The sequence below is a fragment of the Heliorestis convoluta genome (assembly GCF_009649955.1).
In the GTDB taxonomy this organism is placed as follows: Bacteria; Bacillota; Desulfitobacteriia; order Heliobacteriales; family Heliobacteriaceae; genus Heliorestis; species Heliorestis convoluta.
Map to the genome: position 1 here is coordinate 1,232,299 of NZ_CP045875.1, position 13,116 is coordinate 1,245,414.

Genomic DNA, 13,116 nt, shown 5'->3' on the forward strand with positions numbered 1-13,116 from the left:
TCAGAACGAAGGGTAAGGAAGATAGCTGGTTTAGTGGCTATCTTCCTTTTTAAATACCTTTTTTGAAACTGCGGTTTTTTGCGTGACGCTCGGCCCTTCTTGTTCAAGGTCGAAGACTCCCCCTCTTAGGGCGGTTACTCTGCCACCTGAAGGAGCTTGACAGCTTCCGGTACGATCAGTTTTGCATCCAGCCTTTCGTAAGCTGCATAACCGATTTGTCCTTCAAGGATGTATTTCTCCTTCAAGACTTTTATGGAAAGGGGTTGACGCTCAATGAGCCAAAGATAGCTGAAATCTCCAAAAGCGATAGGTTTTTTGCCGCTCTCGATCTCTGGCATATATGGCGAGTATTCTACTGGCTTTCCAAGGATGGTATTGTCAGTATGATTCCATATATAATTACCGCTTGCGTCTTTTAAGGTTCTGAGATACAGTGCTGTCTCATCGTTCACAACCCATACAGCATTTTTTCTGTAATGCTTATCGAGGGAGAAGTACAGTTTGATGATTTCATCATAGGTGATGGCATCTGTAGCTGTTGTGATACCTACTTCAGCACCAGCGGTTGGGTGAAGAATTCCTACCGGTGCATCATTACCATCTCCGTTAATAAGTGCGTTTTCTTCTTCCCTACCAAATCTACGAGCAAATTCATTCTTGAGATATTTTTCGATATCGAATTTATTATCTGTAACGAAGGTATGTTTTAATTTTGCAAGGCTCGCTAGTTTATGAGAATCGACGGTGAACTGGCTGATGGTATCGGAGCTTTCTGGTATAGCAACCGCTTCACCAACCCATTCAGCTTTTCCGGTTGAGGTAGCTGCATGAATCTTGCCTTCTGGTGATGTGGTTTTAATGACCGTTCCGATTCTTCTGAAGAGGTTTTCTTTTTCCAGTGCTGGTGTGTAGCTGCTTAGAAACTCATAGGGAGCTGGATAGCTACCAGTGCTATCTGCCATATTGCTCATTTCCGGATAGACTTCATGCTGAATTCTCATAGTGTTCCAAAATGCTTTGTTGTACATACTTTGGTTTGCCATGATTTACTCCTCCTAAATTTTAAGATGCTTTGATCCAGTTACGGGTTATCAAGTAATCGGTGGCTTCTTTTAATGTCTGGAAGTAGTAGCCGGAGCCTCGGTGCTGAATGCACCAGTGACCTTTGCTCTCTGCTCTTTTATCTCTCATCACCACCACAGGATGCAAATCATCCTTTGGGATAATGCGGATCACTTCAAAGTTCTCCAAGTCCAGACTTTTTCTTAGAGGTTCTGGTAATTCGTTTTCTCTTGCCATGTTTTCACCTCCCATTCATAAAAATTTGGTGACAGTAGTGACAGTACGGTGACAGTTATTTTTGTGCACTGTCACCTGATGAAAGCCTTATGTATCAAGGCTTATAAGGACTTTAGTGACAGTAGTGACAGTAAACGCAGGTTTATCTTCACACTCTTATATAATCCTCTCGGGTATTTATTCATTTTTGCTTGTTCTCTATAGAAGTTATAAAAACTGTCACTACTGTCACCAACCATTCTGAAACCATTGTTATTACTGGGTTTATCAAGGTGACAGTTGTGGATTTTTACTGTCACCTAACTGTCACTACTGTCACTGATTTGATGCAAGAAGAGGAAACTCATCGTAGCCATAGGCTCTTTGATACCTGCTCTTTGCTTCATCAGTTAAGGTATATCTATGGTAAAAAGTACCGCCTTTTCCCCGGCGAACGGTCATATCCGAGAAAGTGGTCCCCAGATAATCAGCCAGTTCTGTTCGGAACTCTTTAGCGGTCTTTGCATAGCCATGATTGTTATCCATGCACCAAGCCTTATACACATCAAAGACTCTACCGGTAGTACAGCTGTCTTTGATTTTGCCAAGGGGTCTTTCTTCCATACATTCTGTAAAAAAGGCAATCACTGTATTGTTTTCAGCCATATAAACTTCTCTTGCCTTCTCTACACACTGTGGTTCTGTAAAAGTGTAGCCATTCTTAATGACCTGAGTGAGCGCCATAATAGCCTTATGGACAATGCCATCGCGCTCAGCATACATTTTGTCCAGCAGGAACTTATCCTGCTTTTCCTTTGGTATCACATTGTTGCAGTTGACTTGCATGATCCGATCATAGACCCACTGACCATCATCTCCGCCAAACTTAGGCAGACGATTCATACAAAACCAGAAGAGTCCTTTGTAGATGAATTCAAATCCATTTTGACCTTTGAATTCTGCGAAGATGCTATCTCCACCGGTACATTGTTTAAAGATGCGAAGTTCACCAACTGTTAAGAAGCTCATATCGGAGCTTCCAGCAAGGCGCTTATTATAAAGATTTCCAGTGCCAAACCGGGACTCAATCTCTTTGAGATCAATTCCGATGAAGTTTCCATTACCGAGTAATCTTTCTGTCAGACTCTTTAGCTGGGATTTCCCTGTATCTCCTTTACCGACCATGAAGAGAGACTTCTTCATCCGGTGACCTTTCACATTAGATAGGCACACTCCCATAAATTCAAGGAGCAGATTTTCAACCGCCTTATCGCCACTGGTTAAATCATTCATGAATTTATCAAAGACCGGTGTGGGTTTAGCACTCCCCAGCCAATTGCAAGGGATCTGGATGGTACTCATAACCTCTGGACTATGAGGAAGCAACTTCATATCAGAAAGTCTTAGAATGCCATTTTGGAAATTGATGATATCCTCATCGGCATTCAGCTCCTCGCTGGTTTTGAATTTCAGATCGGTGGTGATTTGTCCAAAGACTTCATTCACATCACGCATTTGCAGGATGCTCTCATCAAAGGAGGTAATATAATTTTTGATGATACCTTTTAGCATTTCATCGGCATAAAGTCTGTAACATCCATCCTCGTAGACATAGCGTAAGACACCGCCTCTGGCACTGTCTCGAACGAAGATGTAGTGAAGGTTCTCCCGAATATGTCTCGCCAGTAGAGGGCAATTGACCTTCATGCGTTTGGAACGCTCATCGTAGTAGATGTAGGGCGGTCTGCTTTTACTGCCTATGTAGAACTTGCCATGACAGCCTTTGATGGCATTTTCAATAGTAGAAGTTCGATAGTCTTCCCGCTCCCATTTTTCCCTGTAGAGCTTCGATTGTCTAAACAGGCTATCCATCTGATCAGCGTTGCCGCCGGTGTAGAAGGAGAGAATGTTGCAGAGAGCTTGGTCTGCTTCTGATGGACTTCCGTAACCGGAAATATCCCCCTTGTCAAAGAGGGCAATGAACTTTTCTCCATTTTTGGCTTTTCTAGCTGTGACGATAATGTCGAAGTGATCACAAGAATCTTCTTTGAAGCGTTCCTTTTTCATGTACTTATCGAGGAAGGTAAGAACTTCATCAGTCCGATCAGCTAATGGCACATCATTGATTGTTTCACCCGTAAAGGTAAGATATCGATTGGTAAGTCCACCGATGTATATTTCCATATCGTTGTGGGGGTTTTTGCTGTAGTAATCGCTGGATAGTTTTCCTTTGTTAGAAGGAATCTTCTCAACATCCACTTTGAATAGATGGTGAATGCCTTTAGAACTGGGGGAGAGTTCTTCATAAGTATTCATCAGCTCTCGGACTTCTTCTGCTAGAATACTGTTTCTATCAATATGATCGAGATCAATGCCACCGATGCCTTTAGGGAGTACTAGACCAATGCCATCAAACCCATTAGCTTTTACTGCAACTGTGGCCTCATCATAACTTGCCCACTGGAAATTATACTTTTTACTGGTTCCGGTTTTATAGCCTTTGGTGTTATATAAGACTTTGGTACGGCGGCTATGTTTTGTTTCATATCGCCAACATACCCAGATCTTTTGCTGTTTTAGTTGTTCCATAGCCGCCGCCTCCTTTTTTAGAAATCTTCATCCAAAAGTTCATCTGCACAATCCTTACAGAAAAATCCTGCATAGACAGATTTGTTTTTGCTCGTGTCAATAAGAATCCTGATCATTTCATCTAAATCAGCTAATCGAGCTTGGCCACAGTTTTTACATTCCATTTGGATATCCATATACATCATCTCCTTCCGGTCTTTCTGAGCCATCAAGTTGGCTAAGCTGTTCACACAATTTTTCATAATTGATATAGGCTTTCTTTCCTACATAGATGGCAGGGAGTTTTCCTGCTTTTAGTAGGAGCCTTAAAGCGTGTTCCGGGAGGATGCCTGTTTTAGCTGTCTCCCTTACTGTCAGCATGGTTGGTTTCTTCTTTAGTGTCATTGGCTTTTTCCACCTTCTTTAGTTTCGCTTTGGCTTTCTTCTCCCAGTAGTTCTTGTTATGTTGTTTAACCTTATCAGGGTTATTTCGGCGCCACTCTCGGAAGTATTTTAATCGTTCTTCTTTGGCAGCTGCTTCAAGCGCCTCTTTATCCATGCAACGCACCTCCCTTATAAAAAATTCTGTTTCGCTTTATTTTCGCTTGATTAGTTTCGTTTCATCTGATATTGTTATTGTAACGCAGATAAAACGAAACAACAAGTGATAAAGAATTAGAAAGGAAATGTTCAAGTAAAACGAATGAAACGAGATGAAATAAGTGAAAAATCAATTTAAAGGTTATGAAAATCCATTTGCAAAGACGATGCGATTGATCATGGACGAACATCCGCATTCCGGAGAAAAAACAACACAAAAGGCGCTGGCAAAAGCTATCGGTATCAGACCGCAGACCGTCAGTTTATATATGGATGGAAAGACTCAACCTACCGCAGACAGCCTCTATAAAATCGCACAGTACTTTGATGTGTCTGTGGATTATTTATTGACTGGAGTAAGTGCAGAGAATAAAGAAATGCATAAGCAACTTGGTTTATCCGAAGGTGCAGTAAATCTGATTAAGAGAGCGCACAAAGATGATAAGGCAGGAAGTTGCTCAAAAGTTGTCCCAGTGCTAGATGATCTATTATCCAATGTGGAGTTTTATAAATTTCTTGATGATTTGTCGTACAAAATTGAGAACCTAAAAAAACTCGCCCAATTGTCATCAGACGAGAAAGAAAAGTTGATGCCTGGTCTCAATGTTCAAGGTTATTGGGAATGGGATCTAAACAATTATGTTCATGAATTTATAAAGAAGGAATTAGCAAAAAAGGGGATACATTTTACGGAAAGCTAGTATCAAAGGCTGGTGTTTATTCACTTGACTAATAACGCCAGTAGAGTGATAGATACTGTAGGAGGATCATTTCCTCTGCGAAATCTACATTAATAAAGAAAGGAGGAGGGCATTATGCCAAGTATAGAAAAACGGGGCGATACCTACAGAATCATGGTCTCTCTTGGCTATAATATGGAAGGTAAGCAGATTAGAAAGACCACAACTTTCAAGCCACCGAAGAATGTTAGTGAGAAGAAAGCAGAGAAGCTGGCTACATCCTTTGCCTATGACTTTGAAAAGAAGTGTATGGGCATGACCAACTTTGATGAGAACATGCGTTTTTCAGAGCTGGTAGAGTGGTACTTTGAACAGATCGCTCCGCACAAGTTGAAAGAGCGAACACTGCTAACCAACATTTATTTGATGAAGAGTTATGTACTTCCCTACATCGGGCACTTGAAGCTGAAGGATATCACGACAGCCCGAATTGACGAGATGCTGAATCATCTTTATAAGAGAGGAAAAAACAGTCGCTTCTATGTTATGAAAGACCCAACACTTCTGAGTGATGGAACAAGAAGGCCTGCATCAAGAAAAACTGGAATCGAACTCAATACCATAAAAAGAGCGGCACGAGGTGAACATGTCAGTAAGGTAACTGCAGAGAAGATTGCTGGCGCTTTTGGTAAAAAGCTAAATGAGATGTTTGTGGAAAAAGAAAGGCCAGAAGAAGAACGTGGAATAGGGAGTACATCTATTGCAAGGATAAGAACGGCTACCTCGGCTATCTTTAACACCGCGCTTAAGAAAGATATCATCTGGAAGAACCCGGTAGTTCATGCCACATCACCGCGAGGTAGAAAAAAAGATAAAGACTTCCTTGATGCCGACCAGTGCAAGCAGCTCCTAGAACATTTGAAGGAAGTACAAAACCCCAATGCCCGGGTAGGCTTAACAATACTCATTTACACTGGGATGCGCTCGGGAGAACTGTGTGGGCTTCACTGGCAAGATGTTAACCTAAAAAAAGGAACCATCTACGTCCGCTATACCCTTTATCGAGCGGATGGGAAGTACAAACTATCGACACCAAAAACCAAATCCAGTGAGAGGGTTATTGCCATACCTTCAGAGTTGACAGCCATTTTGAAAGAACATAAAGAATGGCAGGAAAAGCGTAGCGAAAAGCTAGGTTCGAAATGGAAGGATCGAGGAGCGGTAGTCACAGGCATGGAAGGCGAGTACCTCAGCGCTGGCTATTTGAACACCACCCTCAAAAAACTACTGAAGAAATATGATTTACCAGATCTCCATGTGCATGACCTACGCCACGCCAATGCATCCTTGCTCATCAATGCAGGAGTGCCGGTGAAATTTATCTCGGAGCACTTAGGGCATTCCAACACCAAAACCACTGAAGACATTTACGCCCATGTTTATAACTCCACAGCAGAAAAAGTCGCAAGCGCCATCAGTGATGCCTTGGATGGAGTGATTTAAACGAAGAAGCAAGGAAGGAAGAAGAAAAAACTGCATAAAAAAAGTGTACCCAAATCGGGTACACTCGGCATTTCAGAATGTGTTGTAAGAAGGATAAAAACCTTACAGCACATTTATTTTTTGAAACTGTACTTTTGGAGAGAATCTTGGTGTTTACTTGGTGTTTTATGCTTCTTTAAACCCCAAAACGAAAGTTCACGATACACAACTGCCTATGGACAAAGCCCCACGAAACGCGGGTTTTAAGGCTTTTCTTAACGATACGAAATATCTTCTAACGGTTTGAAAAAGAGAACATCAACACAGAAGATGAAAAAAGTGAGATAATGCTAACCATACTCAGCACCTTGGCTCAAGAAGAAGCTAGAAATATTTCAGAGAACGTAAAATGGGGTTTTAGGAAACTAGCCGAGCGAGGGATCGTGACAGTACCAGCCTATCTCTTTTATGGATTCGACTCTGATGGAAATGGGAACTGAAGAACTAGGCGATATTGATACCCAAAGCCCAGAGATACAGGAATGGACAGATAAAAACATCGCCCTTGAAAAAGAGCTAGAAGGGGATAATGAAAGAATAGAAAAAGCCAAAGAAATGCATAAGGAGTTGGAGTGCTGGCTACTTGGTGGTTTTTTTCTGTATAGTAGTATTGAGGTTATTAGGTAGCATCGGAAAAAGACAACTATCACCAAAATGAAGGCTTTTCGATTGGATTGACAATTGAAAAAGAAGTGGTATAATTCACAGGCAAGACAGGCTTCTCTCATTCCGAGGATTGCGAGAACTGCCTAAACAAAGAGACTCGTTCCGTGGGACGCCAATCTTTGTGTTTATCTTCTGGAGCTGACAAATACTTACTTGATGCAAAGTTAATGACTAGCCCTGTGCCTAGCGGATTTTGCCTCAACAACTAAAAAAAGGTGCCGCCCTATCAGCTATCCACCCTGCATAATTAAACAGATGAAACGGGAAAGGGTGTTTCTGATGAGCAAAATTTATATTTGTTCTACGCACCGCAATACAAAAGCAAAGGTTATTCTTGAATTGCCTACAAGCGAAGAAGCAAAACAAGCCCTGCAACGAATTAAAACTGAAAATCCAAAATTAAGCATAGGTGTTTATGGAACAAGAGATTTATCGACATTCAAACGAACACAACGGGTTTTAAAATCACCTACATTAGTTAAGTCAGTAGATGATTTTGTGGAAGCCATGAACCAAAAGGAAATGGAAACCGTTTGAGCCTAAACCTCCGTAAGAAGACTTGAACAAAGCGAGCCCAAGAAGCCCAAATCTCATCATGTAGTCTGTGGTTATTCTGAACAAAGGGACTCCTTCCGCGGGATGCTAATTTGACTGAGGTGAGAGCGTTGAAGTGGCAAAAAGTGCGTTCATTGTATCCCAATCAATTTGTAAAATTACAAGTATCGAAGTCTCGGTTAGAAGGTACTCAGGAAATCATAGAGGATATGGCCGTAATCGGTATGGTTCCAGATGCCAATGCAACTCGTGAATTATTACAGTCAAAAGGCGAATATCTCGTGTATCACACCAGCCATGAGGAAATTGTCCTAAAGGTTCGTGGACCCATTGGCTTGAGAGAAAAAGTAAGTTATGCAGAAAAGAAAATTGTGGAAAACAAAGAACCCACTAAGTAAGCTTCTAGGAATTAGATAGCTACTTGGTGGGCTCTTTTATATTTAAACACCGCCCTAAATCCACTATCGATAAACTGCACTTATGACAAAAATCAGTAAAAACTTACTTTGTCGGCCTATTGGCTTATGACGTACTTCCTTGGGTGTTCTTTTTCACTGCATGTTTTAATCGCGTAACAGAAATGCGGTTAAACACCTTAATCATCGGAAAAAATATTGATTGGAGTTACAAAATCGCAACATAATTCTTGGGTTTTTCATACCATGAAGATATACTTTACTTGAAGGGGAGTGGAGAGATGAACTCGGTTTTAGGAGCAAGAATAAGGTCTTTGCGTGAATCCAAGGGACTCACACAAGAGCAAGTTGCTGAAAAAATGAATTGTACAAGACAAAAGTATGCCAGGATTGAGAAAGGCTTGGTAGACATCTCCTATGCCAGTATTATAACGATTGCTCAGATCTTAGAAGTTTCTCCAGATCAGATAACTTCTGCAGTAAATCATAAGGCTCAAAAAGAACCGATGTTTAGAGATAATGGCGCTTCTGAGAAAGGTGATAAATTTCAATTTCTCGATGAAATGATTAATACTTTCTATGCCCATCGAAAGCTATATAAGAGTGTAAGGCAGGTAGATGGCGATGAATAAAAATCGACAACTTGCAATTGAAAAAATAGCTGATACTGTTAGAGCTGAGTGCAAAGTAACAGGGTATGGCTTTCAAAATATCTTTGAAGCAGCTGAAAAATTAGGGTATCAAGTTATTAGATACCCAATTGGCAAAGATGAATTTTTGGGTTTTGCTATGATCAAAGAGGGTGAGCGAATTGTTTTCTCAAACTCTTCCTTGATACTGTCAAGAGAAATTTTTTCTATTGCTCATGAGCTGGGACATCAAAAGCTACATTTGTCGGAACAAGGATTAACCCTTATTAAAGATGATGATTTTACCAATAGAGACGAATACGAGGTTGAGGCCAATTACTTTGCCGCTTCGCTAATGATGCCTAGGGAAAAAGTGGACAAATTCATTAGGCAAGAGTTGAATGATAAGAGCAGTGATAAGTGGAATGGCTTAGATATAGCCAGGATACAGACCGCCTTTAATGTTAGTTATGACATGGCTTTGATTCGGTTAAAAGCATTAGGAAAACTAAGCGAAAGCCAAGTACATTATCTAAAAAATGAAAAAGGGGAGTATACCGCCACGAAGCTACTAAAAGCCATTAGTGGTAATGTTGACTTGTGCAGGTCAACAGAAGCGAAGAAAGTCCCCGCTGAGTATCTGGAATGGGTCATTTCAAACTACAACGAAAAACTGATCCCACGCAAAAGCCTGCAGGCTGCTTTAAGTTATGTAGATTTAGACGTAGAAGATATAGGAGGGCTATCAGAGGAAAAAGATGTAGAAGATGACAGTGTTTTTGCAAAGATAGGAACATAGATGCGAAGCAAAGAATTCAAAGATTGAATGACTATTTGAGATCCAATAACCCTTTGTAAAGACACCTCTGAGCCTCGCAGACTTAGTCGGGATAGAAGGGAAGGTATCCCCAAAATATCAAAATGAAGTTCTTCTAACGAAGCTCATCACCTTAACCGGTGGTGGGCTTTTATTTTTTTATCTATGAAGCATATTCACAAAATTATTTTTCTCGGAAAAAAGGCCAGGTTAACACTACATCCAGCAACCCAAAACCCAGCCCGATACTAGATATAGATTTTTTATCTAAATCGGATCATGGGCCGGCCTTGACTAACAAAACAATAACCATCGACTTCCAACATCCTCTACTGCGCCGAGTGTGCGGCCACCCCATCGAGCGCTTACGAGTGTGGATTGTGAGCATCCAATGGACAAAGCAAAAGTCATCTTAACGTAAAGTATTTATTTTAAAATCACCTGGTAAACGAATACAATTAATGCCCATAGAGGAACGACGATTACCGTACCACCTATTAATCCTTTGAAAAAGTTAAGACCTTCATCCATTCTATCCAAACTTAAAACCCCTTTTATAATCTAAATTTTAGTTTGACAATAACAAGCTTGCCTAAACTAAACAAAGAGAGGGGTTGGTATGATAAGTTGTGAAAGCCCAGTCGTTTGAAATGTTAGAAAGAATCACAATAATAGAAAAGAAAAAGCCCCATCCAAAAAGAGGGAATTGCAATATTTTGCTGAAAAGCAGCTTAAAGGTTTTCTTTTTCGACGTAAACGTTGCTTAAGTCTTTACCGTGCAGGATTAAAAGGGGACGGTACTTTAAACCATATCAAGACAGGGGATAGAAATATGAAAATCTACGGTAAAAAAATTACCATGTTTCTGATAGATGGCGATCCAAATGGAAGGTTAACATGTGAGCTGTCTAACTGGACTGGAAAAGCTATAAATTCCGAGAACAATGATAAAAGACTGTAGCGATAGAAGTGAGTTGAATAGTTCTGGAGTATATCTCTTATTTGGGAAAGACGAAGCAATTGATAAAGAAGCCGTCTACATTGGTGAATCAGAAAATATTCTAGTTAGATTGAAGCAACATTTGAAGAAAGATTTTTGGAACGAGTCGCTCATAATAATAAGCAAAGATGACAACCTTAACAAAGCGTATATTCGATATTTAGAGCAGAAAATGATCGAATCAGCTGTACAATTTTCCAAAGACCATCTTTTTTCCAGTGCTTCCACCGCAGCATCTATTGTTTTAGGTAGCTCTTCTAGTGGTCAGAAGTTATGGAAGCTACCAGATGGGATCTCTTTAAGTGAATATGAGTCATCATTGACAGATCAACAATAAACAATTTCTTGAATACCCCGAAATACCAGTCAATCAAGTCATTGTGAAAACCAGAAGGAGGCTTGACGAAAACCACTCAAAAAGGTGCCGCCCTATCAGCTTATCTACCCTGCGTAATTAAACAGATGAAACGGGAAAGGGTGTCTCTGATGAGCAAAATTTATATTTGTTCTACGCACCGCAATACAAAAGCAAAGTCTGTGGTTATTCTGAACAAAGGGACTCGTTCCGTGGGATGCTAATTTGACTGAGGTGAGAGAGCTGAAGTGGCAAGAAGTGCGTTCAATGCATCAGAGGAAAAGCAAGTTATGCAGAAAAGAAAATAGTGGAAAAAAAAGAACCTACTAAGTTAGCGTCTAGGAATTAGATTTAGAGAAATTTCGGTGGGTCTTTTTATTTTTTCTCGGAAGCCTTTTGGACTTTATCATGGGCCTGAACCATATAAGCAGCTTTGCTCGTTTCATGGATCAGGCTGCCCAGCGGTGGGTTGCTACGTTTTGTCTCTCCTTCTATTTTGGAGATGAGCGTAATGTCCATATTGACGGACCAGAAAAGCTCATTCATCCAAGCATCCATAGGTGTCCCTTCTTGGGAAGCTTCTTTCCACATATCGAAAAAAGCAGCCGTCGGTCCGGGCCAGCTTTTATCCAACTTAGGATTATGGGCGCCATTCAATGTAGTGAGTCCCATCTTTTCCAAGTCAATCTGACTGATCTCGTTAAATAAGGTGTGCGACAGGACAAAAAGGAAGTGCTCGTTCCTTTGACCCTGAGCCCCTTCAATCTTTTCTGCGAAAGCACCGGCTAAAACCAGAGCAGCCAGAAAGAGGTTTTGACTGGGACCTACATCATCCCTAGAAAATAGATTTTGCTTAATTTCTTCGGGCCAATCGCGGAGAGTGATCGTCGCCGGTGAGGGAGCACAAGAGATACCGTATTGGGCGACCCAGCGGACTTGTTTGGTATTGACCAACCAGCTTTGCGGAACATCGGTCATGGTAGATTTTCCTCATTTCTTCGACTTGTTTTCCAATATTATACCATAGGACGCTTTCCACTCCCACCCTCTGAAACCCACGGGGAACCCCTTGTGTCACAGGTGTGTCGCAGGGACGTTTCGCTTAGAAGCTGTTTTTATCTTTGGCTGTGTCTAACCGGGTATGGCAAGTTAAGACGAAAATAGCTACCCTGTGGTGGGGTCAGGCGTTATGACTTCCTTCCAAACGGACTCATCCCACGCCATGAGCGGCAGCAAGCTGCCGATGGCTGAGGTCTGAAGTCCTCTCTCCAGGAAGTCATAACGCCTGACCCAGATACATCTTGCTGATTGTGACTGAGTTTTGGCCTATTGCATCATTTCTTTTACAGAATCCATCCCTTGTGGCAGACGCTCTTCTTGCACGAAACCATTTTTTTGCAATGACATAGTCGCTACGCCTCCTTAGTCTCTCAATTTCAAATATTCAGAAGATTTCAATCAAGCTATTTCCACATCAAACCATAAAATCCTTCCTAGAAGAAAAAGTTTTGGAAAAAAACATTCATAAAACACAGTTCCTTTCCATTTTAGAAACCTTACATGCTAACTCCTTTATGCCCGGCTGAGCACAACCAACGATGAAAATCAGCTTTTCCTGATTACGTTGGGGTTACTTCATAGAGGGGCCAGGTCATCACGCTTTCCTCCGCTCTGGACTGGTCCCACGCTGTTACCGCCAGCAAGCTGGCGACAGCTGAGGTCCCAAGTCCCGCTGCGGAAAGCGTGATGCCCAGGCCCAGAGAATTTTTGCTGATTGTTACTTTCCGTTGACATTGCTTTGCGCAACTTTCTGCGATGTATACGCAATTGCTTATTGTATTTGTATTTGCAATAGGCCAAAACGCAGTCACAACCAGCAAGATGTACCTGGGTCAGGCGTTATGACTTCCTGGAGAGAGGACTTCAGACCTCAGCCATCGGCAGCTTGCTGCCGGTTATGGCGTGGGATGAGTCCGTTCGGAAGGAAATCATAACGCCTGACCCCACCAC

Annotated in this window: 15 protein-coding genes; 9 read left to right on the forward strand and 6 right to left on the reverse strand. The window is 41.5% G+C overall.

Annotated elements, in window-relative coordinates:
* Positions 1-134 precede the first annotated feature (134 nt).
* The 5 genes from FTV88_RS05695 to FTV88_RS15835 form a co-directional block, all read right to left on the reverse strand.
* On the reverse strand, positions 135-1,043 hold the full coding sequence (locus FTV88_RS05695) for a phage major capsid protein (RefSeq protein WP_153724788.1): 909 nt from the start codon (positions 1,041-1,043) through the stop codon (positions 135-137).
* Positions 1,044-1,062: 19 nt separating this feature from the next.
* Positions 1,063-1,299: a hypothetical protein gene (locus tag FTV88_RS05700; RefSeq protein ID WP_153724789.1), complete on the reverse strand. Its 237-nt coding sequence runs from the start codon at positions 1,297-1,299 to the stop codon at positions 1,063-1,065.
* Between the two features lie 315 nt (positions 1,300-1,614).
* Entirely contained in the window at positions 1,615-3,867 is a 2,253-nt protein-coding gene (locus FTV88_RS05705; protein ID WP_153724790.1) for a phage/plasmid primase, P4 family, read from the reverse strand.
* Positions 3,868-4,020: 153 nt separating this feature from the next.
* Positions 4,021-4,251, reverse strand: a complete 231-nt coding sequence (locus FTV88_RS15490; RefSeq protein WP_162007918.1) for a hypothetical protein — start codon at positions 4,249-4,251, stop codon at positions 4,021-4,023.
* Positions 4,202-4,405 (reverse strand): hypothetical protein, encoded by a 204-nt coding sequence (locus FTV88_RS15835; RefSeq protein ID WP_243137361.1) that lies wholly within the window; start codon positions 4,403-4,405, stop codon positions 4,202-4,204. Before FTV88_RS15835 ends, FTV88_RS15490 begins: the two co-directional genes overlap by 50 nt.
* Before the next feature lie 163 nt (positions 4,406-4,568).
* Here FTV88_RS15835 and FTV88_RS05720 point away from each other — a divergent pair, with 163 nt between their 5' ends.
* The 9 genes from FTV88_RS05720 to FTV88_RS05760 all read left to right on the forward strand — a co-directional run bounded on the left by FTV88_RS05720 (position 4,569) and on the right by FTV88_RS05760 (position 11,088).
* Entirely contained in the window at positions 4,569-5,147 is a 579-nt protein-coding gene (locus FTV88_RS05720; protein ID WP_153724792.1) for a helix-turn-helix domain-containing protein, read from the forward strand.
* Between the two features lie 114 nt (positions 5,148-5,261).
* On the forward strand, positions 5,262-6,629 hold the full coding sequence (locus FTV88_RS05725) for a site-specific integrase (RefSeq protein WP_153724793.1): 1,368 nt from the start codon (positions 5,262-5,264) through the stop codon (positions 6,627-6,629).
* A 326-nt stretch (positions 6,630-6,955) separates the two neighbouring features.
* Positions 6,956-7,108, forward strand: a complete 153-nt coding sequence (locus FTV88_RS05730) for a recombinase family protein (RefSeq protein ID WP_153724794.1) — start codon at positions 6,956-6,958, stop codon at positions 7,106-7,108.
* The gene (locus FTV88_RS05735) at positions 7,092-7,295 is read left to right on the forward strand and encodes a hypothetical protein (RefSeq protein ID WP_170285766.1); all 204 of its coding nucleotides are present in this window, start codon (positions 7,092-7,094) and stop codon (positions 7,293-7,295) included. Before FTV88_RS05730 ends, FTV88_RS05735 begins: the two co-directional genes overlap by 17 nt.
* 318 nt (positions 7,296-7,613) lie before the next feature.
* Positions 7,614-7,871: a hypothetical protein gene (locus FTV88_RS05740; RefSeq protein WP_153724796.1), complete on the forward strand. Its 258-nt coding sequence runs from the start codon at positions 7,614-7,616 to the stop codon at positions 7,869-7,871.
* Positions 7,872-7,999: 128 nt separating this feature from the next.
* Entirely contained in the window at positions 8,000-8,287 is a 288-nt protein-coding gene (locus FTV88_RS05745; RefSeq protein ID WP_153726531.1) for a hypothetical protein, read from the forward strand.
* Between the two features lie 299 nt (positions 8,288-8,586).
* Positions 8,587-8,937 (forward strand): helix-turn-helix domain-containing protein, encoded by a 351-nt coding sequence (locus FTV88_RS05750; RefSeq protein WP_153724797.1) that lies wholly within the window; start codon positions 8,587-8,589, stop codon positions 8,935-8,937.
* Entirely contained in the window at positions 8,930-9,733 is an 804-nt protein-coding gene (locus FTV88_RS05755) for an ImmA/IrrE family metallo-endopeptidase (protein WP_153724798.1), read from the forward strand. Before FTV88_RS05750 ends, FTV88_RS05755 begins: the two co-directional genes overlap by 8 nt.
* Before the next feature lie 992 nt (positions 9,734-10,725).
* Positions 10,726-11,088 carry a GIY-YIG nuclease family protein gene (locus FTV88_RS05760; protein ID WP_207707923.1) on the forward strand — a complete coding sequence of 121 codons (363 nt, stop codon included), beginning with the start codon at positions 10,726-10,728 and terminating at the stop codon, positions 11,086-11,088.
* Positions 11,089-11,481: 393 nt separating this feature from the next.
* Here the strand turns inward: FTV88_RS05760 and FTV88_RS05765 are convergent, their stop codons facing one another.
* Positions 11,482-12,084 (reverse strand): hypothetical protein, encoded by a 603-nt coding sequence (locus FTV88_RS05765; protein ID WP_153724799.1) that lies wholly within the window; start codon positions 12,082-12,084, stop codon positions 11,482-11,484.
* Positions 12,085-13,116 lie beyond the last annotated feature (1,032 nt).

Excerpts from the sequence above, each read along its gene's own strand:
- FTV88_RS15835 (WP_243137361.1), bottom strand. The coding sequence starts at position 4,405 with ATGGATAAAGAGGCGCTTGAAGCAGCTGCCAAAGAAGAACGATTAAAA.
- FTV88_RS05755 (WP_153724798.1), top strand. The coding sequence starts at position 8,930 with ATGAATAAAAATCGACAACTTGCAATTGAAAAAATAGCTGATACTGTT.
- FTV88_RS05700 (WP_153724789.1), bottom strand. The coding sequence starts at position 1,299 with ATGGCAAGAGAAAACGAATTACCAGAACCTCTAAGAAAAAGTCTGGAC.
- FTV88_RS05750 (WP_153724797.1), top strand. The coding sequence starts at position 8,587 with ATGAACTCGGTTTTAGGAGCAAGAATAAGGTCTTTGCGTGAATCCAAG.
- FTV88_RS05730 (WP_153724794.1), top strand. The coding sequence starts at position 6,956 with ATGCTAACCATACTCAGCACCTTGGCTCAAGAAGAAGCTAGAAATATT.
- FTV88_RS05765 (WP_153724799.1), bottom strand. The coding sequence starts at position 12,084 with ATGACCGATGTTCCGCAAAGCTGGTTGGTCAATACCAAACAAGTCCGC.
- FTV88_RS05695 (WP_153724788.1), bottom strand. The coding sequence starts at position 1,043 with ATGGCAAACCAAAGTATGTACAACAAAGCATTTTGGAACACTATGAGA.
- FTV88_RS15490 (WP_162007918.1), bottom strand. The coding sequence starts at position 4,251 with ATGACACTAAAGAAGAAACCAACCATGCTGACAGTAAGGGAGACAGCT.
- FTV88_RS05740 (WP_153724796.1), top strand. The coding sequence starts at position 7,614 with ATGAGCAAAATTTATATTTGTTCTACGCACCGCAATACAAAAGCAAAG.
- FTV88_RS05725 (WP_153724793.1), top strand. The coding sequence starts at position 5,262 with ATGCCAAGTATAGAAAAACGGGGCGATACCTACAGAATCATGGTCTCT.
- FTV88_RS05735 (WP_170285766.1), top strand. The coding sequence starts at position 7,092 with ATGGAAATGGGAACTGAAGAACTAGGCGATATTGATACCCAAAGCCCA.
- FTV88_RS05705 (WP_153724790.1), bottom strand. The coding sequence starts at position 3,867 with ATGGAACAACTAAAACAGCAAAAGATCTGGGTATGTTGGCGATATGAA.